This window comes from Blautia sp. Marseille-P2398 (assembly GCF_964240315.1).
GTDB lineage: Bacteria > Bacillota > Clostridia > Lachnospirales > Lachnospiraceae > Blautia_A > Blautia_A wexlerae.
This window is the reverse complement of sequence record NZ_CAXSTD010000006.1, coordinates 173389-194274: the sequence shown is the minus strand read 5'-3', so window position 1 is coordinate 194274 and position 20886 is coordinate 173389. Positions and strand designations below refer to the sequence as shown.

Annotated in this window: 19 protein-coding genes, 2 tRNA genes and 1 riboswitch; of the genes, 14 read left to right on the top strand and 7 right to left on the bottom strand. The window is 41.6% G+C overall.

The features are described from left to right. Positions 1-27: 27 nt before the first annotated feature. The gene (locus ACESZG_RS09150; RefSeq protein WP_173701037.1) at positions 28-630 is read left to right on the top strand and encodes a hypothetical protein; all 603 of its coding nucleotides are present in this window, start codon (positions 28-30) and stop codon (positions 628-630) included. 78 nt (positions 631-708) lie between these two features. On the opposite strand, the gene ACESZG_RS09145 is transcribed toward ACESZG_RS09150, so the two are convergent. After that, entirely contained in the window at positions 709-924 is a 216-nt protein-coding gene (locus ACESZG_RS09145) for a helix-turn-helix domain-containing protein (protein WP_020993399.1), read from the bottom strand. Positions 925-1191: 267 nt separating this feature from the next. Here ACESZG_RS09145 and ACESZG_RS09140 point away from each other — a divergent pair, with 267 nt between their 5' ends. The 11 genes from ACESZG_RS09140 to ACESZG_RS09090 all read left to right on the top strand — a co-directional run bounded on the left by ACESZG_RS09140 (position 1192) and on the right by ACESZG_RS09090 (position 15132). Further along, entirely contained in the window at positions 1192-2724 is a 1533-nt protein-coding gene (locus ACESZG_RS09140) for a YifB family Mg chelatase-like AAA ATPase (RefSeq protein WP_373218014.1), read from the top strand. 20 nt (positions 2725-2744) lie between these two features. Continuing rightward, the gene (gene dprA / locus ACESZG_RS09135; protein WP_062807261.1) at positions 2745-3662 is read left to right on the top strand and encodes a DNA-processing protein DprA; all 918 of its coding nucleotides are present in this window, start codon (positions 2745-2747) and stop codon (positions 3660-3662) included. A gap of 131 nt (positions 3663-3793) precedes the next feature. After that, complete coding sequence (gene topA, locus ACESZG_RS09130; RefSeq protein WP_008705704.1) at positions 3794-5863, top strand: type I DNA topoisomerase; 2070 nt, start codon at positions 3794-3796, stop codon at positions 5861-5863. Positions 5864-6234: 371 nt separating this feature from the next. Further along, a complete protein-coding gene (gene codY, locus ACESZG_RS09125) occupies positions 6235-7020 on the top strand; it encodes a GTP-sensing pleiotropic transcriptional regulator CodY (RefSeq protein ID WP_008705703.1) in 786 nt (261 codons plus the stop codon). Between the two features lie 415 nt (positions 7021-7435). Next, positions 7436-7720, top strand: coding sequence for a co-chaperone GroES (gene groES / locus ACESZG_RS09120; RefSeq protein ID WP_373218011.1), 285 nt, complete (start codon positions 7436-7438; stop codon positions 7718-7720). A 131-nt stretch (positions 7721-7851) separates the two neighbouring features. Beyond that, positions 7852-9471, top strand: a complete 1620-nt coding sequence (gene groL / locus ACESZG_RS09115; RefSeq protein ID WP_025579650.1) for a chaperonin GroEL — start codon at positions 7852-7854, stop codon at positions 9469-9471. Positions 9472-9840: 369 nt separating this feature from the next. Continuing rightward, complete coding sequence (locus ACESZG_RS09110; protein WP_022380754.1) at positions 9841-10344, top strand: DUF6106 family protein; 504 nt, start codon at positions 9841-9843, stop codon at positions 10342-10344. A gap of 109 nt (positions 10345-10453) precedes the next feature. Beyond that, positions 10454-11911 (top strand): IMP dehydrogenase, encoded by a 1458-nt coding sequence (gene guaB / locus ACESZG_RS09105; RefSeq protein WP_008705695.1) that lies wholly within the window; start codon positions 10454-10456, stop codon positions 11909-11911. 246 nt (positions 11912-12157) lie between these two features. Beyond that, positions 12158-12862 (top strand): peptidoglycan recognition family protein, encoded by a 705-nt coding sequence (locus ACESZG_RS09100; protein WP_082433172.1) that lies wholly within the window; start codon positions 12158-12160, stop codon positions 12860-12862. A gap of 90 nt (positions 12863-12952) precedes the next feature. Then, a riboswitch (ZMP/ZTP riboswitch) is annotated at positions 12953-13033 on the top strand. 71 nt (positions 13034-13104) lie between these two features. After that, positions 13105-13818 carry an IMP cyclohydrolase gene (locus tag ACESZG_RS09095; protein WP_008705693.1) on the top strand — a complete coding sequence of 238 codons (714 nt, stop codon included), beginning with the start codon at positions 13105-13107 and terminating at the stop codon, positions 13816-13818. Between the two features lie 129 nt (positions 13819-13947). Further along, entirely contained in the window at positions 13948-15132 is a 1185-nt protein-coding gene (locus ACESZG_RS09090) for a phosphoribosylaminoimidazolecarboxamide formyltransferase (RefSeq protein WP_008705691.1), read from the top strand. A gap of 323 nt (positions 15133-15455) precedes the next feature. Here the strand turns inward: ACESZG_RS09090 and ACESZG_RS09085 are convergent. From ACESZG_RS09085 to ACESZG_RS09075, 3 genes are all read right to left on the bottom strand, one after another. Further along, positions 15456-15528, bottom strand: a tRNA-Gly gene (locus ACESZG_RS09085). Between the two features lie 170 nt (positions 15529-15698). Continuing rightward, entirely contained in the window at positions 15699-15932 is a 234-nt protein-coding gene (locus tag ACESZG_RS09080) for a hypothetical protein (RefSeq protein ID WP_008705688.1), read from the bottom strand. Between the two features lie 4 nt (positions 15933-15936). Next, on the bottom strand, positions 15937-16182 hold the full coding sequence (locus ACESZG_RS09075) for a type II toxin-antitoxin system RelE/ParE family toxin (protein ID WP_008705686.1): 246 nt from the start codon (positions 16180-16182) through the stop codon (positions 15937-15939). A 306-nt stretch (positions 16183-16488) separates the two neighbouring features. On the opposite strand from ACESZG_RS09075, the gene ACESZG_RS09070 reads away from it, so the two are divergent. Further along, entirely contained in the window at positions 16489-17628 is a 1140-nt protein-coding gene (locus ACESZG_RS09070; RefSeq protein WP_020993397.1) for a 3D domain-containing protein, read from the top strand. Between the two features lie 103 nt (positions 17629-17731). On the opposite strand, the gene ACESZG_RS09065 is transcribed toward ACESZG_RS09070, so the two are convergent. Then, positions 17732-19015: an O-acetylhomoserine aminocarboxypropyltransferase/cysteine synthase family protein gene (locus ACESZG_RS09065; RefSeq protein ID WP_118614650.1), complete on the bottom strand. Its 1284-nt coding sequence runs from the start codon at positions 19013-19015 to the stop codon at positions 17732-17734. 117 nt (positions 19016-19132) lie between these two features. Here ACESZG_RS09065 and ACESZG_RS09060 point away from each other — a divergent pair, with 117 nt between their 5' ends. Continuing rightward, a complete protein-coding gene (locus ACESZG_RS09060) occupies positions 19133-19237 on the top strand; it encodes a DUF6783 domain-containing protein (protein WP_368205757.1) in 105 nt (34 codons plus the stop codon). Between the two features lie 73 nt (positions 19238-19310). Here the strand turns inward: ACESZG_RS09060 and ACESZG_RS09055 are convergent. Then, positions 19311-19383: transfer RNA gene (locus ACESZG_RS09055), tRNA-Phe, on the bottom strand. A gap of 116 nt (positions 19384-19499) precedes the next feature. Further along, entirely contained in the window at positions 19500-20684 is a 1185-nt protein-coding gene (locus ACESZG_RS09050) for an iron-containing alcohol dehydrogenase (protein ID WP_118614648.1), read from the bottom strand. Positions 20685-20886 lie beyond the last annotated feature (202 nt).

The following is a 20886-nucleotide window of genomic DNA, read 5'->3' as shown; positions in this document are numbered from 1 at the left end:
ACAAGAAACAGAAGAGGAGATGCAGATTTGTCGGTAACAAACAACGGGAAACAGAAACGGAATAAAAAGAAAAAAAGACTTATAAAACTTCTGATAATTGTAATTATCCTGTTTATCCTGCTTATGCTGGCAGGCACTCTGCTGCTTCAACACAGAAAGAATGTGGACAGAGAGCAGAGAAAAGCAGAAGCGATCGCGGCACTGGAAAGAGTTCCCACTGTAACACCGACACCTGCAGCTACGCCCACACCTACCCCAACACCGATTCCTACGGCAACGCCAACACCGGTTCTGGAACGGGCTTATGTTTTTAACCCGGAGGATTATCTGGGAACCTGGCGCAGTAAGAACGGCAGGGTTAAGATCAAAATTAAGAAACTCAGTCAGAAGTCGGTTATCTTTACTTATTCACAGACAAATAAGAAAAAGACAGCCACCTGCAAGGCAAAAGTAAAGAAATCCGTCGCAGGAAATGCAACCAGATTCTCGTTTACAGACTCGCTGGGAAATGTAGCAAAGGGTTATCTTACCTTTGATAATGGTCGTCTTTATGTGAATATTAAGACAAAAACAAAAGCGGAGGGTGCAAAAGTCCATCCTTCTGTGGATACTGTTATGATAAAAGAATAAAAGATACAAAAAATATAAAAGGATTCAGTAACATAAACAGTTACAGGAATCCTTTTATATTAAAAAAAGTGATTTTACTTATTTATTCATCTCTTTCTTATCAGTGCGTCCTACCAGATAATCAACACTTATATCGTAATAATTTGCCAGTCTGATAAGCATTTCAACCGGGATATTGCGTGAACCTGTCTCATAGTGAGAGTAGGAACGCTGGCTGATGTGAAGAATTTCGCTGAGCTGTTTCTGTGACATGTCAGCATCTGTACGTAAATCCTGAATACGCTGAAATTTCATATAGTTCACCTCTCTGTTTTGTAGTGTACTCCCAAACATGATCTGTGAAAAGCCTTCGCAGATTATGTACTGAAAAAAGTATAAAACAGAACAAAATGAACGGTTGCAAAACAGAGCAAAATGGTCTATTATAAAAATAATCTTTTTTCAAATCTGATTTCTGAAATAATTTCCAATACAATTTAAGTGATGTAACTATTCAGTCGTCCGCTGTTTGGCGAGCATAAATATCGGGGGAGATTTATGCCGGAAGAAAGGAGTTTATATTTGTTTGCAAGTGTATTATCAGCTGCAATTTTTGGGGTGGAAGTATGCCCTGTGCAGGTAGAAGCTGATGTAAGTAACGGACTTCCTTCCTTTATCATGGTAGGATTTCCTTCTGCGCAGGTAAAGGAAGCGCAGGAACGGGTACGCACAGCACTCAAGAATAATGGTTATCAGTTTCCACCAAAGAGAATTACCGTCAATTTTGCTCCTGCAGACATGAAGAAAGAGGGAGCCGGTTTTGATGTACCGGTGGCAGCAGCAGTGTTGGCTGCTTTTGAGATGATCAGCCCTCAGGTTGTCAGCAGAGTTATGATGGCAGGGGAAATCGGTCTGGACGGAGAAATCCATGGGATATCCGGAATCCTGCCGATTGTGTTGTGTGCAAGAAGTTTGGGCAGTCGTTTTTGCGTAGTTCCCTATGAGAATCTGAAAGAAGGAAGACTAATCAGGGATGTGACGGTAGCAGGAGTAAAAAATTTACGGGAACTGGTCGAGTGTCTTAAGAATCCGGAACCCTATCTGAAGAGGGAAATACAGGAAGAAATTCCTTCTATTATAAATACAGATATGGGAATGGATTTTTCAGACATTGAAGGACAGGAAGGGGCAAAAAGAGCGGCGGAAATTGCAGTAAGCGGATTTCACAATCTTCTCCTTATCGGACCTCCGGGAACGGGCAAAACCATGCTTGCCAGAAGACTGCCGACGATCATGCCTGGGCTTGGCTTTGAAGAAAAGCTGGAGCTTACCAGAATTTACAGTATTGCAGGACTTCTTTCAAGAGAACATCCTCTGATCGATGAGCGACCATTTCGCAGCCCTCATCATACAAGTACTCCGCAGGCAATTGCAGGAGGCGGGCGTAATCCCAGACCCGGCGAAATCACTCTTGCGCATAAAGGTGTACTCTTTCTGGATGAAATGCCGGAATTTTCCAGAGCAAGTCTGGAACTTCTGCGACAGCCCATGGAGGATAAAGTGATCCAGATAGCCAGAGCAAGCGGAACTTACAACTTTCCGGCGGATTTTATGTTATGTGCAGCGATGAATCCCTGTCCCTGCGGTTATTATCCGGATTTAAACAGATGCACCTGTACAGCAGGTGAGATCACACATTATATGGGAAAGATCAGTCGCCCCCTTCTGGACAGAATTGATATCAGCACTGAGGTACCGCCGGTTTCTTTTTCACAGCTTCACTGTGGAAGAAAGGGAGAAAATTCCGCTGCTATCAGAAAAAGAGTGGAAAAAGTACAGAAGATTCAGGAAGAACGGTATAAAGATGAGAAAATAAATTTTAACGGGCAGCTGAAGAGCAGTCTGATCGATAAATTCTGCCCTCTTACAGACAGCGCATCCCGACTTCTGGCAAGAGCCTTTGAAAAAATCGCATTCAGTGCCAGATCCTATCACAGGATCCTGAAGGTAGCCAGAACAATTGCGGATATGGAAGGGGAAGAAATGATTGCCGGTCATCATATCGGAGAAGCACTTTCGTACAGGGCATTTGACAAAGATTCTGTCATAAAATAAAGGTCAGTGAGGTATTTTATATGGAAAGAACTGATGTGAAAAATAATCATACAGAAGAATACAGTACAGGTCAGATACGATGTATTGAGAAATCAGATCCGGAATATCCTCAGATAATGAAGCAGTATTCCTCCATGCCGGCAAAGCTTTATGTAAAAGGCAGACTTCCTGATCCTAAGAGAAGAACGGTGGCAGTGATCGGTGCCAGAATGTGCAGTCCTTATGGAAGGATGCAGGCATTCCGGTATGCGAAAGCGTTAAGTGTAGCTGGAGTCCAGATTATCAGCGGTATGGCACTTGGCATTGATTCAGAAGGACATAAAGGCGCACTGGAAGGAAAGATGCCTACATTTGCGGTGCTTGGAAGTGGTGTTGATGTATGCTATCCGAAATCTAACAGAAAACTTTATGAGAGGATCTTATGGGAAAATGGTGGGATCATCAGTGAATGTCCACTGGGTTCAGGACCTGTTTCCTGGCATTTCCCGGCGCGAAACCGGATCATCAGTGCTTTGTCAGACGCAGTTCTGGTAGTGGAAGCAAAAGAAAACAGCGGTTCGCTGATTACTGCGGGATTTGCACTGGAACAGGGAAAGATGGTCTATGCGATTCCGGGGGCAGTGACAGATGAACTCAGCAGAGGCTGCCATAAGCTGATCTACGACGGCGCAGGGATTGCATACTGTCCGGAAATTATGCTGGAAGAACTTGGAATTTCGATGGAAAAAGTAACACAAAACGGTGAAAAAAACAACTTGGGACTTGCAAGAGATTTGAATATGGTGTATAGTTGTCTCGATTTACGACCAAAAAATCCCGACTACATTGTGAGAAAAACAGGCTTTTCCCCGGCACAGGTAAGCAACTGTCTTGTGGAACTGACACTGCGGGGGCTCATAAGAGAGAGCGGGAGACATTATTATGTAAAAGACAGTTGACGATTTATGATTATTGTGCTTCACGTTTCTGCGGCGCAGGGCGATTTTCATATGTAACAATATCGCTGTCAGGCAATGTGCCCATTCAGGGACACTGTGAAGAATAACAGATTACGACTAGGAGAGGTAGCATGGCGAAATATCTGGTGATAGTAGAATCACCTGCAAAAGTGAAAACAATAAAGAAATTTCTCGGTGCGAATTACGATGTGGAAGCTTCTAACGGACATGTCCGTGATTTCCCGAAGAGTCAGTTCGGAATTGATGTTGAGCATGATTTTGAACCCAAATATATAACGATCAGAGGAAAGGGAGAACTGCTTGCAAAGCTTCGCAAGGCTGCAAAGAAAGCAGATAAGATTTATCTTGCAACTGACCCTGACCGCGAGGGAGAGGCAATTTCCTGGCATCTGATGCAGGCATTAAAAGAAGATCCGAAGAAGATGCACAGGATTACCTTTAACGAGATTACCAAGACAGCAGTAAAATCATCAATCAAACAGGCCAGAGACCTGGATATGGATCTGGTAGATGCACAGCAGGCAAGACGTATGCTTGACCGTATGGTAGGTTATACCATCAGCCCGCTTCTCTGGGCAAAAGTCAAGAGAGGCTTAAGTGCGGGGCGCGTACAGTCTGTTGCGCTTCGTATCATCTGTGACAGAGAAGATGAGATCAATGCGTTTATTCCGGAAGAATACTGGAGCCTGGAGGGAGATTTTCAGGTGAAGGGTGAGAAGAAACCGTTGCAGGCGAAGTTTTATGGAACAGATAAAAAGATGGATATCCACAGCAAAGAGGAAATGGATAAACTTCTGGCCTCTCTGAAAGATAAAGAATATGAGATCAATGAAGTAAAGAAAGGCGAGAGGATCAAGAATGCACCGCTTCCCTTTACTACAAGTACCTTACAGCAGGAAGCAGCCAAGACCTTAAACTTTTCCACACAGAAGACAATGCGTCTGGCACAGCAGCTGTATGAAGGAATTGATATCAAAGGAAATGGAACGGTAGGTGTGATCTCTTATCTGCGTACAGATTCCACCCGAATCTCAGAGGAAGCAGATGCTGCTGCAAGAGAATATATCACTGCTCAGTACGGAGAGGATTATGTTTCAAAGTCTGAGAAAGCTGTGAAAAAGGGACAGAAGATCCAGGATGCTCACGAAGCGATCCGTCCTACAGACATCAGCCGTACACCGGCTGTACTGAAGGAATCTCTTTCAAGAGATCAGTTCAGACTGTATCAGCTTATCTGGAGACGTTTTGCGGCCAGCAGAATGGCTCCTGCAAAATACGAAACAACATCTGTAAAGATTGGTGCAGACCAGTATATTTTTACAGTCTCTGCCTCCAAGATCATATTTGACGGATTTATGTCTGTATACACAGATGAAGAGGACCAGAAAAAAGGAAATGTTCTGAATCAGAGTCTTGAAAGAGGAATGAAGCTTAGTCTTAAGGAACTGAAACCAGAACAGCATTTCACGCAGCCGCCTGCACATTATACAGAGGCATCTCTGGTCAAGACTATGGAAGAACTGGGGATTGGACGTCCAAGTACCTATGCGCCGACGATCACAACGATCATCAGCCGCCGTTATGTTGCAAAAGAACAGAAGAACCTGTATGTTACAGAGTTGGGGGAAGTTGTCAATAATATTATGAAACAGGCTTTCCCGAGTATTGTAGATGTAAACTTCACTGCGACTATGGAAGGGCTTCTGGACTGTGTGGCAGCAGGAACTGTAAAGTGGAAGACAGTAGTAAGCAACTTCTATCCGGATCTGAAGAAGGATGTAGATGCTGCAGAGGAAGAACTTGAAAAGGTTGATATTCAGGATGAAGTGACAGATGTGATCTGCGAAAACTGTGGCAGACATATGGTGATCAAATATGGTCCTCATGGACGATTCCTTGCATGTCCGGGATTTCCGGAATGCAAAAATACCAAACCATATTTTGAGAAGATCGGGGTGGCATGTCCGAAATGTGGAAAAGAGATTGTGCTTAAGAAAACCAAAAAAGGACGTAAGTACTACGGATGTGAGGATAATCCGGATTGTGATTTCATGTCCTGGCAGAAACCATCAGCAAAGAAATGCCCGAAATGTGGAAGCTATATGGTGGAAAAGGGGAATAAGCTTGTCTGCAGCCAGGAGACATGTGGATATGTAGAGGCAAAGGACGAGAAAGAATAATAACGGATTGTAAATGTTATAAATGGGACTGTTGCAGCAGTTGAAAATGAATTTCATTAATGCAACAGTTCCGTTTTTTGTCTTACAGTCAGTGACTTTCTGATTTTTTGTCTTCAATCCTTTGAATTTTTGATGATGATATTTATTGAATAATATTATAAAAGGAATCTATTTTCAGAAAAGCAAAAATAAATAAAAAAATAGTAAAATTTGTCTTGTAATTTGACTTTAAAACGTGTAAAATCAAAGTATCAGTAATGTTAATGACCGTGTGTGTCTGAATCTTCCTTGCGAGCAAAAGAAAGTGACTGCTCATTTATGAAATAATGACAGAAAGATTTCGGATATGTACAGGGTGAAAGGAGGACAATATGAGTGTTCAGCTGCTGGATAGAACAAGAAAAATTAATAAACTTCTGCATAACAGCAGTTCCAGCAAAGTGGTATTTAATGACATCTGTCAGGTTCTGATGGAGACACTGAGTTCCAACATTCTGGTTCTCAGTAAAAAAGGAAAGGTTCTGGGTGTCAGTTTATGCCCGGGAGTAGAGGAGATCACTGAATTGATCGAGGACAAGGTTGGCGGATATGTAGATTCCCTGTTAAACGAGAGATTTCTGGGTGTCCTGTCAACAAAAGAGAATGTAAATCTTCAGACACTGGGATTTGAACATGTATCAAGCAGTTATCAGGGAATCATTAATCCGATAGATATTGCAGGGGAACGACTGGGTACTGTATTTATGTATCGTTATGAGAAACCATATGATATTGAAGATATTATTGTCAGTGAATATGGAACAACCGTTGTAGGGCTTGAGATGATGAGAGCGGTTCATGAGGAGAATGCTGAGGAGGACAGAAAGCAGCAGGTAGTGAAATCTGCCTTTAATACTTTATCTTTCTCCGAACTGGAGGCAATCATCCATATTTTTGATGAACTTGACGGAGATGAGGGAATCCTGGTTGCAAGTAAGATCGCAGACCGCGTGGGAATCACCAGATCTGTTATCGTAAACGCTTTGAGGAAGTTTGAAAGTGCCGGTGTGATCGAATCCAGATCTTCCGGTATGAAAGGAACCTACATTAAAGTGCTGAATGAAGTCATCTTTGATGAACTGGAAGAGATTAAAGCTCAGAGAAATAAGAAATCCTGATATAGAAGCTTCCATAAATAATGAATGCAAGAAGGCTGTCTGCTGTATGGTGGACGGTCTTTTTATTATGTTACAGGAATTATAGCAAGCCTCTTAATTAATGTATTTGAAGACAATTCAATTGAGTGCGAAAGACAAGGAAGATATGACAAAATTATTTGTAAATTAAGAAAACAAAAGAAAAAAAGAGTATATATAAGTAAAAAGGAGAATATAGATTATTTTATAATGATAAAAGCACTTGCGAAATCGACTCATTTTCAATAATATAAGGACAGTGATTAGCACTCAAAGTAAATGAGTGCTAGCAAAAATCGGCAGAATCAGACAGAGTGCCGAAACAGTTACCGGATATTAAGAATAGCAGAGACGGTAACAGAGATTCCAGGTTGGAGAATAAAGGAGGATATAGATCATGACATTAGTACCTTTAGGTGACAGAGTTGTATTAAAACAGGTTGAAGCAGAAGAAACAACAAAATCCGGAATCGTTCTTCCGGGACAGGCACAGGAGAAACCACAGCAGGCAGAAGTTGTAGCTGTAGGACCTGGCGGAGTTGTTGACGGCAAAGAAGTAAAAATGGAAGTAGCTGTAGGTGATAAAGTTATCTACTCCAAATATTCAGGAACAGAAGTAAAGATGAATGGCACAGAATACATTATCGTAAAACAGAATGATATTCTTGCAATTGTTAAATAAGCAATATCAAAATAGAAAACATAAATGAAGATACTTATAAGATAATATTTACAGGATGTAACATGAAATACCGGCTAAGTATCAGAAAGAATTCATAGAGATCAAAATTTGAATCAGGAGGTCATATTATCATGGCAAAAGAAATTAAATTCGGCGCAGAAGCCAGAGCAGCTCTTGAAGCTGGTGTAAATAAATTAGCTGATACAGTAAGAGTAACATTAGGACCGAAAGGAAGAAACGTAGTTCTTGACAAACCATACGGTGCTCCGCTTATCACAAACGACGGTGTTACAATCGCAAAAGAAATTGAACTGGAAGACGGATTCGAAAACATGGGCGCACAGCTGATCAAAGAAGTTGCTTCCAAAACAAACGATGTAGCAGGTGATGGTACAACAACAGCTACTGTTCTTGCACAGGCTATGGTTCACGAAGGAATGAGAAACCTGGCAGCAGGCGCTAACCCGATCATCCTCAGAAAAGGAATGAAGAAAGCTACAGATGTAGCTGTAGAAGCAATCAAGAACATGAGCCAGACAATCAGCGGCAAGAAACAGATTGCAAACGTTGCATCTATTTCCGCAAGCGATGAGACTGTTGGACAATTAGTAGCAGATGCTATGGAAAAAGTTTCCAAAGACGGCGTTATCACAGTAGAAGAATCCAAGACAATGCACACAGAACTTGACCTTGTAGAAGGTATGCAGTTCGATCGTGGATATGTATCCGCATATATGTCAACAGATATGGAAAAAATGGAAGCAAATCTGGAAGATCCATATATCCTGATCACAGACAAGAAGATCAGCAACATCCAGGAAATCCTTCCATTACTGGAGCAGATCGTAAAAGTTGGTGCGAAACTTCTTATCATTGCTGAAGATGTAGAGGGAGAAGCTCTTACAACTCTGATTGTAAACAAATTAAGAGGAACCTTCCAGGTAGTAGCTGTCAAAGCTCCGGGATATGGTGACAGAAGAAAAGAAATGCTTCAGGATATCGCAATCCTTACAGGCGGCCAGGTAATCTCCGAAGAAGTTGGTCTGGAACTGAAAGACGCAACTATGGAGCAGTTAGGACGTGCAAAATCTGTTAAAGTTGCAAAAGAGAACACAGTTATCGTTGACGGTATGGGTGACAAAGATGCAATCGCAAACCGTGTTGCTCAGATCCGTGGACAGATTGAAGAAACAAAATCTGAATTTGATAAAGAAAAATTACAGGAAAGACTTGCAAAACTGGCTGGCGGCGTAGCTGTTATCCGTGTTGGTGCTTCCACTGAGACAGAAATGAAAGAAGCGAAGCTTCGTCTGGAAGATGCTCTTGCAGCTACAAGAGCAGCAGTAGAAGAAGGTATCATCGCAGGTGGTGGATCTGCTTACATCCACGCATCCAAAGAAGTTGCAAAACTTGCAGCAACTCTGGAAGGTGACGAGAAGACAGGTGCAAATATCATCCTGAAAGCTCTGGAAGCTCCTCTGTTCCGTATTTCTGCAAATGCAGGACTTGAAGGTTCCGTAATCATCAACAAAGTAAGAGAATCCGAACCAGGAATCGGTTTCGATGCTCTGAATGAAAGATATGTAGACATGGTAAGCGAAGGCATCCTTGACCCTGCAAAGGTTACAAGAAGCGCTCTTCAGAACGCTACAAGCGTTGCTTCTACATTACTTACAACAGAATCTGCTGTTGCAATTATTAAAGAAGACACACCTGCACCGGCTGCTAACCCGGGAATGGGAATGATGTAATCTTTAATAAACGATAAAATTATACCGCAGTATGCTTATAGCAATTCTCTGAAATAATGCATCTTAATCCAGCCCATCAGAGTGTGAAATCCTGCGTCAGATATCTTTGCCATGTGTCAGCACGCCTGCAGATATCTTCCTTGTCTTTCGCACTCTGCTGAACTGTCTTAAATGCATTATTTACGAGGATTGCTATAGATAAAAACAGCGCAGGCGGAAATATGTGAAACGGAACCGTCGTCATAGACGATGGTTCCGTTTTGTGATATAATGCAGAAAAACAGCATGATGAATAAAATATAATTGTTAAATATGCTGTGCAAAAAAAGCTGCTTTCAACAGCTGAACAAATGAAAAGGAGACGAAACAATGGGCGATTTGTATTCAGAATTACTGGTAAAGAAAGATAAGACGGCTAAAGACAGCCTGCTCAAATACGGTCTGATCGTTTTGACAGTGCTGGCAGTATTTGCCGGACTTATCATCACACCGCTGGCACTGATCATTGCCGTAGCGCTTGGAATTGCATGCTATTTTGTAATCCCGAAAACAGATGTAGAATATGAATATCTGTTTATCAATGGCGATTTTGACATCGACATGATCATGTCAAAGACAAAAAGAAAGAAAGTAAAGAGCTTCAAATTATCAGAAGCAGATCTGGCAGCACCGCTGGATTCCCACAGAATGGACTATTACAACGGAAACCAGAACATGAAAGTACTGGACTTTTCATCAGGAAATCCGGAGCATAAACGCTTTGGTGTTATCACAAGACTGGACGGAAATTTATGCAAGATCATCCTGGAACCGGATGAGGCACTTGCACAGGCTATGAAAAATTCAGCACCGAGCAAAGTTTTTTTGGATTGACATAGAATCTGATTTTTGTTACACTTGTTGAAAATAAAAGGACCAGTTGCTGGTTCCTTTTTACATTACAATAGTAATTTAATTTCATATACGCAAGGGAGGAAATGCAATGGGTACTATCATTGGTGAAGGCATTACTTTTGATGACGTGCTGTTAGTTCCGGCATATTCAAAGGTAATTCCGAATCAGGTAGATGTCACAACTTACTTAACAAAGAAGGTTAAACTGAACATTCCTATGATGAGTGCAGGAATGGATACAGTAACCGAGCATCGCATGGCAATCGCTATGGCGAGACAGGGTGGTATTGGTATTATTCATAAGAATATGTCCATTGAAGCGCAGGCAGAAGAGGTAGACAAGGTAAAACGTTCTGAGAACGGTGTTATCACAGATCCTTTCTATTTATCTCCTGAACATACACTTAAGGACGCAGATGAGTTAATGGCAAAATTCCGTATCTCCGGTGTGCCGATCACAGAGGGCAGAAAACTGGTCGGAATCATTACTAATCGTGATCTGAAGTTTGAGACAGATTTCAGCAAGAAGATCAAAGAGTGCATGACTTCTGAGGGACTGATCACAGCCAAAGAAGGAATTACACTGGAAGATGCCAAGAAGATTCTGGCAAAATCACGTAAAGAGAAATTACCTATTGTAGATGATGACTTTAACTTAAAAGGCTTAATTACTATTAAAGATATTGAGAAACAGATCAAATATCCTCTGGCTGCAAAGGATGAGCAGGGACGTCTTCTCTGCGGTGCTGCGGTAGGAATCACTGCTAATGTACTTGCGCGTGTTGATGCACTTGTAAAGGCATCTGTAGACGTGATTGTTATTGACTCTGCACATGGACATTCAGAGAACATTTTGAAGGCTGTACGCGAGATCAAGGCAGCATATCCGGAATTGCAGGTGATCGCAGGTAACGTAGCAACAGGTGCTGCGACAAAGGCTCTGATCGAGGCCGGTGTAGATGCAGTTAAGGTTGGTATCGGACCTGGATCTATCTGTACCACACGAGTTGTTGCAGGTATCGGTGTTCCGCAGATCACTGCTGTTATGGACTGCTACGAAGCTGCAAAAGAATATGGAATCCCGATCATTGCAGACGGTGGTATCAAGTATTCCGGAGATGTCACAAAGGCAATCGCAGCCGGTGCGAATGTCTGCATGATGGGAAGTATGTTTGCAGGATGCGACGAGAGCCCGGGAACATTCGAACTGTATCAGGGCAGAAAATATAAAGTATACCGCGGTATGGGATCTATCGCAGCTATGGAGAACGGAAGTAAAGACCGTTACTTCCAGGAGAATGCGAAGAAACTTGTTCCGGAAGGCGTAGAAGGACGTGTTGCTTACAAAGGACATGTTGAGGATACTGTATTCCAGCTCATGGGCGGTCTCCGTTCCGGTATGGGATATTGTGGAGCAGAAACTATTGAGAAGCTTAAAGAAACAGGCAGATTCATCAAGATTTCTGCTGCATCTCTTAAGGAATCTCATCCACATGATATTCATATCACAAAAGAAGCTCCGAACTATAGCGTAGATGACAAATAATAAATTTCAGGTGTAATATATGCCCCGGCTGGCTGCTGATGGAAAGAAATAAGATTTCCAGGCATGCCGGCCGGGGTATTTTTTGCAGGGAGTAAAATCCCGTAAGAGAAGGTAAAAATGCAAAAGCATACAAACAAAAAGAAAAAAACAGATACCAGAACAGGGAAAACTGCAGTAAAAAAGAAAAACAGCAGGTCGAAAAGACGAAAGAGCAGCAGAGTAAGGCAGAGAAATCAGAGAATTCTTATGAGCCTTATGCTGCTCGTGATCATAGTTCTGATCGGGTGGATCATAATAAATCGGGCCAGTGAAAATGGATGGAGTATTGGGGACTTTTTACATAATTCTGACACGATGATTTCTGATGCGGAACAGTCAGGAACAGATAATGCGGATTCTTCAGGCGGACCGGAACAATGGCAGAAAGAAGGGGCGCCGTACATAGATGTGGAACTGCTGACACCGAATGAATATTCCAGACCGCAGATTCCCATTGAGAGTGTACAGTATATTGCCATTCATTATACTGCAAATCCGGGGGCAACAGCCATTGCAAACAGGAACTACTTCGAGAATCTGGCGACTACTCATGACACAAAGGTGAGCAGTCATTTTGTGGTGGGGCTGGATGGGGAAGTGGTGCAGTGTATTCCTACGTCAGAGATGTCCTATGCGACGAACTCACGTAATGTAGATACTTTGTCCATCGAGTGCTGTCATCCGGATGAGACGGGGAAATTCAATGAGGCAACTTATGATTCGGCAGTGAAGCTTTCTGCGTGGTTGTGTGTGCGGTTTGGGCTTACATCAGAGAATGTGATCCGGCATTATGATGTTACCGGAAAAAACTGTCCGAAATATTATGTGGAGAATCCGGATGCATGGATACAGATGAAATCGGATATTGCGGCGCAGATTGATGTTGATTATGGTTTGCAGGATGTTCAGTAAAACGAAAATTCAGCACAGTACAAAAAAATTTGCCTTGAAATCCACAAAGAAGTATTGTACTATAATAACAACGTGTGATTTTTTTCACAACAGTGCCTGCATGACTGGCGGAAGTAGGATTACCTACAGGGAGTGCAGCGAGTATATGAGCCGACCGCCTGGGCAGCCTGGAAATTATTCAATGAATAAATAGGTTTCCCAGGCTTTTTTTAACCTTATTTTTAACGAAAAGGAGAAAAATTATGGAAATGTTATCACTGGAAAAAGAACTGAAAGAGAATTCCTATCCTGGCAGAGGAATTGTGATTGGACGTTCCGCAGACGGTAAGAAAGCAGTGACAGCTTATTTCATCATGGGCAGAAGCGAGAACAGCAGAAACAGAGTATTTGTAGAGGATGGTGAGGGAATCCGTACCCAGGCGTTTGATCCGTCCAAACTTACAGATCCGAGTCTGATCATCTATGCACCTGTACGTGTACTGGGAAACAAAACAATCGTAACTAACGGAGATCAGACAGATACCATTTATGAGGGAATGGATCATCAGCTTACTTTTGAGCAGTCCTTAAGAAGCAGAGAATTCGAGCCGGACGGTCCGAACTATACACCTCGTATCTCCGGTGTTATGCACGTAGAGAACGGAAAATTCAACTATGCAATGTCAATTCTCAAGAGCAACAACGGAAATCCGGATGCATGTAACAGATACACATTTGCATACGAGAATGCCATTGCAGGAGAGGGACATTTCATCCATACTTATAAATGTGACGGAAATCCACTTCCAAGCTTTGAAGGCGAACCGAAACTGGTAGCAATTCCGGATGATATGGATGAGTTTGCAGAACTTCTCTGGAACAGCCTGAACGAAGATAACAAAGTATCTCTGTTTGTAAGATATATTGATATTGAGACAGGTAAGTACGAAAGCAAGATCATTAATAAGAATAAATAATAGTCACTTACTGAGTACAGATAGTGCTCATAGATTATTGTGAACATAAGACGATGCTTTCGCAGTAAGAAATTATTTACAGGAATTAATTTTAAAATACTTATTTGGTTCATACGGAGGATTTATATAATGAAAGAATTCGAATTAAAATATGGCTGTAACCCGAATCAGAAACCTGCAAAAATTTATATGGCAGACGGATCTGAGCTTCCGGTAAAGATCCTTTCCGGAAGACCGGGATATATCAATTTCCTGGATGCTTTTAATGGTTGGCAGCTGGTATCCAATCTGAAGAAAGCAACAGGACTTCCTGCTGCTACATCTTTTAAACATGTATCTCCTGCCGGTGCTGCTGTAGGACTTCCTCTTACAGAGACTCTGGCAAAGATCTACTGGGTAAATGATATGGACTGGAAGAATTTTTCACCATTAGCATGCGCTTATGCAAGAGCTCGCGGTGCTGACAGAATGTCCTCTTTTGGTGATTTTATTTCTCTTTCTGATGTGTGTGATAAAGATACAGCACTTCTGATCAAGAGAGAGGTATCTGACGGTGTTATTGCACCTGGATACACAGAGGAAGCGCTGGAGATCCTGAAGCAGAAGAAAAAAGGTAACTACAATGTGATCCAGATTGATGAGAACTTTGTACCGGCTCCGCTGGAACACAAAGAAGTATTTGGTGTAACTTTTGAGCAGGGCCGTCAGGAGCTTGAAATCGATGATGCAATGCTTTCCAATATTGTGACAGAGAATAAAGAGCTTACAGAGGAAGCAAAACGAGATATGAAGATTTCTCTGATTATCCTGAAATATACACAGTCCAACTCTGTATGTTTCGTAAAAGATGGACAGGCTATCGGTGTTGGTGCAGGACAGCAGTCACGTGTACATTGTACAAGACTTGCAGGACAGAAGGCAGACAACTGGTTCCTTCGCCAGTGTCCGAAAGTGCTGAATCTGCCATTTAAAGATACAATTTCACGTGCGGAACGTGACAATGCCATTGATGTTTATATCGGGGATGAATATATGGATGTACTTGCTGATGGTATGTGGGAGAAAACTTTCACAGAGAAACCGGAAGTATTTACAAAGGAAGAGAAACGTGCATGGCTGGATCAGATGACGGATGTTACACTGGGATCTGATGCATTCTTCCCATTCAGTGATAATATTGAGCGTGCTCATAAGAGTGGTGTGAAGTATATTGCGCAGCCGGGTGGATCTGTGCGTGATGATGCTGTGATCGAGACTTGCAATAAATATGGAATGGTGATGAGTTTTACTGGTATCAGATTGTTCCATCACTAAATCCAAGTGACGTGTGAAAAAAATAATGGTTTGGGGCGCGGTTTCGGAGCCTAAGAAAAACTAAGCGTCAGGGAATCTGCTAAAAACATGTAAAAAAATCTCAAACTCGCCGCAAATGCGGCTCAGACAGTGAGATTTTTTTACATAACGCAGATTTCCTGACGCTAATTTTTTCTAAGACTCCTGCAAATGCGCCCCAAACCATTATTTTTTTCACACTGAATATTGGCTATAGATGTTATTCGCAGATATGGAATTGCTATAGTTATGGAAAGTTAATAGAAGGGGATGAAAAAAGCATCAGCCTTAGCTGATGCTTTAAGAGCGATAGACGGGGCTCGAACCCGCGGTCTCGACCTTGGCAAGGTCGCGCGTTACCAACTACGCCACTATCGCATTTATGATGTCAGTTGAGTGATTACCTCAGCGACAAAATATATGATACTATATGCAGTGGAGTTTGTCAAATGTTTTTTTATTTATTTTGAAATTTTATATAATGGTTTTATTGAAAAATTATGACTCCCTGAAAAATGCTGAAATTGGCACTTTTCAGGGAACAATACTTACATATTAAGTTCTTTCATTAATTCTTCCTGAGAAATGAATTCGTGACAGTCAGGGTTGTTTTCGATTTCCTTTAACATTATTAAATCTGTTTCATCGGGTTCTACTTTTTCTATATCTGCGAATGTATCAGGCAGTTTAAAATGTTTTTGAATAATATGCCAGAATATATTAGCATCTTTATCACTCATAATTGATACAGCACCTATAATACGTTCTTTAACAGCAGTCATAAAATCACACTCCTTTATAAATCTGTCCACGATTGCCAATCATTCTAATAAAAATAATATTGTCAATATTATTAAAAATTACACGATAATCGCCTATTCGTAGTCGATAACCGTCTTTGCCTTGCAATGCTTTAACATCTCCCTTTGGGAGCACTGATATTGCATTAAGAATCCTCTTTTGAGTAATAGTATCTTGTTTCTTTAAAAATTTAAGGGCTTGTTTTGAATATTTAATTTCCAGATTTCTCACTCCTTTACGAAAAAATATTTATATCTTATCTTTCGTAAGGCAGAATAGAATTCTGATAATTTTACTATAGCATATAGAAATCATAGAAGCAACATAGTTTATGAAGATTCCGTGAAGGATGGGGTGGAAAATGTTATTGTTCACACACCACTATCCCGCGAGGTGTTTTGGCATGAATATGCCAAAATCCCGAGACATACAAGCCAAAATTCCATTGCCGCAGGCAATCTGGAATGAATTTTGGCTACGTTACTGAGAACGGAGTGAACAGTAACTGGAAAATTGCAAATTGGGAGGGGGTGTGCTATGATAGGACAGACGGAGAGAGACTATAAAGGAGTTGAGGCTCAGTTTATGAAGAAAAAAATTTTAGTATTATTAGTTTGCAGTATGCTTACTTTACCAACAACAGTTTCTGCGGATATCCTGGATTATGAGGGGACAGTTAATGCTTATAAGGAGGATAATAAGATACCGCAGACATTTGAGATTGATGATGGAAGTGGAGAGAAGGTAACGGCAGTTGCCAAGTCGGATAAGGTTTCTGTTTCTGCAAAGGCAACTTATATACGCTCTATGCCGGGGAAAAACGGAAAGAAACTTGTAAGAGTGTATCTTGGTACCGGTGTAGAGAGAGTGGCCGTATGTGATAATGGCTGGAGTAAAGTGACTTATGAGAAAAAGAGCAAAAAGGGTACGGAAAAGATCAGTGGCTATGTGCCCACAAAACATATCAATGACAGTGATCAGGTTGCTCAGGCAAAGGGAACTTTTACAGCACTGAAGGACAGTGATATTCTGGATTATCCGGGAAAGAAGGATGGACAGGTAGTAGGTGAGGTCATTCAGGAGGATGAAGTGAAGCGCCTGGCTACAGTAAATGGCATCTGGAGTCAGATTTACTATAAAAAAGAGAATGGAAAAAGAGGCATTGGATATATTCCTACCAGTGTTCTGGAGAATACAGCAGCAGAGGAGAAAACAGAGGAGTCAAAGGTCGCTAAAGTAGACGGTGAAGAAGCAGGAACAATTCATAAAAGTGAAGGCAAAGGCGTTTTTGCAGAGGCTGTGGATGGTGTAACTGCTTCAAAAGGAGCGGCTGTCAGTGGTGTTCAGGTAGGAACTCCTATTGCTGTGTCTTCTGATGCAACACTGAAACCTCTTGGAACGTTTAAGATCACACATTACTGTCCATGTAGTATCTGCTGTGGCCCCTGGGCGAATGGGGTTACCTCCACAGGTGTGACGGCTACGACGAATCGTACGATTGCTGTAGATCCTACACAGATTCCATATGGTTCGAAAGTTGTGATCAATGGACAGGTTTATGTGGCTGAGGACTGTGGCGGTGCGATTAAACATAATTGTATTGATATTTATGTTGCCACTCATCAGGAAGGGGAAGATAAAGGCGTATATTATACAGACGTATATCTGCTTGAGTAAAAATTCTGAAGAATATTTTTGGATAAAATAGTAAAAATCCGGCAAAAACCAGAAAATGATAAAATCATTTCAGAAGTTTTGTCGGATTTTTTGAATTTGATTTTTAAGCGTTTTTTAATGCCTGTTCGATGTCAGCAATTATGTCTTCAACATTTTCAATACCAACGGAGAGACGGATCATTCCCGGTGATACGCCGGCTTCCACAAGCTGTTCATCGTTCATCTGGCGGTGAGTATGGCTTGCAGGATGCAGGATCATGGTTTTGGATGCTGCTACGTGCGTTGCGATGGTGGCAAGCTTTAAGCTGTCCATAAAGCGGACTGCAGCTTCTCGGCCACCTGTCAGTTCAAAGGAGATAACACCGCAGGTTCTGCCTTCGTTCATGTATTTCTGAGCAAGTGCATAGTATTTGTCATCAGGAAGTCCTGCATAGTTTACGTGAGATACTTTCTCATGAGCATTCAGAAATTCTGCAATTCTTTGTGCATTATAGCAGTGACGTTCTACACGCAGAGGAAGAGTTTCCAGTCCAAGGTTTAACAGGAAACAGTTTGTAGGAGACGGGATGGAGCCAAGGTCACGCATCAGCTGAGAGGTTGCCTTTGTGATATAAGCCTTCTTTCCAAACTGTTTAGTATAAATAACACCATGATAAGATTCATCCGGTTCAGTCAGTCCATGATATTTATGTCCATAGGCATCCCAGTCAAAGTTGCCGCTGTCAACGATAGCTCCGCCAACCTGCACAGCATGTCCGTCCATATATTTGGTTGTGGAATGGGTGACGATATCAGCTCCCCATTCAAAAGGACGGCAGTTTACAGGTGTAGCGAAGGTGTTGTCTACAATAAGCGGAACTTCATGTTCGTGAGCAACCTTTGCGAATTTTTCAATATCAAGAATTACCAGGGCCGGGTTTGCGATGGTCTCTGCGAAAAGTACCTTTGTATTAGGACGGAAGGCAGCTGCAATTTCTTCAGGGCTAGCATCGGTGTCAACGAAAGTGCAGTCAATGCCAAGCTTTTTGAAGGTAACAGCCAGGAGGTTAAAGGTTCCTCCGTAAATAGTAGAAGCCGCCACAACATGATCACCTGCTTCGCAGATATTGAAGACTGCATAGAAGTTGGCAGCCTGTCCGGAAGAGGTAAGGATAGCGGCAACACCACCCTCCAGATCTGCAATTTTTGCTGCTACAGCATCATTTGTGGGGTTCTGCAGACGGGTATAGAAGTATCCTTCTGCCTTAAGATCGAAGAGCTGTCCCATTTCATCAGTAGTATCATATTTATAAGTGGTACTCTGATAAATCGGGAGTGCGCATGGTTCACCCTTAGATGGAGTGTAACCGGAATGGAGACATTTAGTCTCGACTTTAAAGTCACTCATGAGTTTAGTTCCTTTCTTATGTGAAATATTGCTTCAATAAAATATTGTATTAATATTGGGAAAATTGTGATGATATTGATACAAAATTTCATGATAGTCTTAGAGCGTGTTTGAAAAATCATTCCCACAAATTGTGACGCACATCTTGCGGAAAGCATTTTTCAAACATACTCTGGAAAAATTATACTGCTGAAAGTGAGAGAAGACAATATTAAAAAATGAAATAAAAAAATGCTCAGGCTTTTTCTAACCAGCCATGAGCAAAAAAAGAAAAAAGATAATAAAAAATAAAAAATGCCCAGAGCCGGAATCGAACCAGCGACACGAGGATTTTCAGTCCTCTGCTCTACCAACTGAGCTATCTGGGCATTTGGTCTGTGAACTGTTGTGTATCACAGACCTTATCATAGCATATTGATTGTTTGAATGCAAGTAATTTTTATGATTTTTGCGAAAAAAGAGAAAATTATAACAAAAATTTATTTTATCTTGCCATAAGGTAGATTTTTTCCATATCTCTCATATTGAGCTGTTTAAAGACTCCAATGGTGCGAGTGTCCTCAAAACTGCATTTGAATGCAAGATCATGAAGTTGCTGATCTGTGAGATCCAGACCCAGTTCATGTAAACTGGTGGGCATTTCTACAGACCGGAAGAAATTTTCCATTGCTTCAATTCCTGCAAGGGCTGTTTCTTTATAATCAGTTCCACATGGAATGTCAAATACATTGGTGGCAAACTGAGCAAAACGTTCAGGGTTCACCTCGTAGACGTATCGTGCCCAGCTTCCCCAGATAGCTGCCAGACCTGCTCCGTGAGTTACATTGTAGACACCTCCCAGTTCATGTTCAAGCTGGTGGCATGCCCAGTCACCACCACCTGTACCACATCCGGTCAGACCGTTGTGGGAAAGGCTTCCTGCCCACATAATTTCTGCCCTGGCGCTGTAATTGTCTGGTTCTTTCATAAGAATACGGGCATTGTAAATGACTGTCTGCATCAGAGCTTCGCTGATGCTGTCTGTAATCTCCATAGTTTCAATATTTACAAAATATCGCTCCATGGTGTGCATGAGGATATCTACACATCCGCTTTCTGTCTGATACTGTGGGAGTGTGTAGGTGAGACGTGGATTTAAGATGGCAAATTTCGGCCTGCAGTAATCTGTCTTTGCACATCCACGTTTTTCTTTTGTTTCTTCATTTGTGATAACACTGGAACTGCTCATTTCACTTCCGGAAGCTGCAATTGTAAGGATGACACCAATGGGCAGACAGCCGGTTGGAACAGCTTTTTTCAGACAGAAATCCCAGACATCATTGTTCGGATTGGCAACGCCATAGCCGATGGCTTTGGAAGAGTCAATAACACTTCCTCCTCCTACAGCAAGGATAAAGTCTACATGTTCTTTTTGGCATAATTCGATTCCCTCGCGGACTTTGGAAAGAAGTGGATTAGGAATAACACCACCCAGGGTGATGTATTCAAGACCTTCTTCTTTCAGATTAGAAGTGATCTCATCAATCAGTCCGGAACGGACAGCACTCTGACCTCCATAATGGATCAGAACTTTTTTTGCTCCATACTTCTTCAGCAGGGAACCTGCCTGAAGGTGGGTATCTTTGCCAAAGAGAACCTGTGTTGGTGTATAATATTCAAAATTTCTCATAATATGTAAACGACCTCCTATAGATTGAAAGGTTAACTGAATCAGGTAAGTCCTCTGCTTTAATTGTAAAATGTAATGAGCAGTAGGTGGGACTTCCTTTTTATATTAAAGCAAATAATGGAAAAATAGTCAAAAAATAATAAAAAAATTAAAATTTGAAAGTAATTTTTGCTGGTTCTCAGAAGACATTTTAGAAAGATTC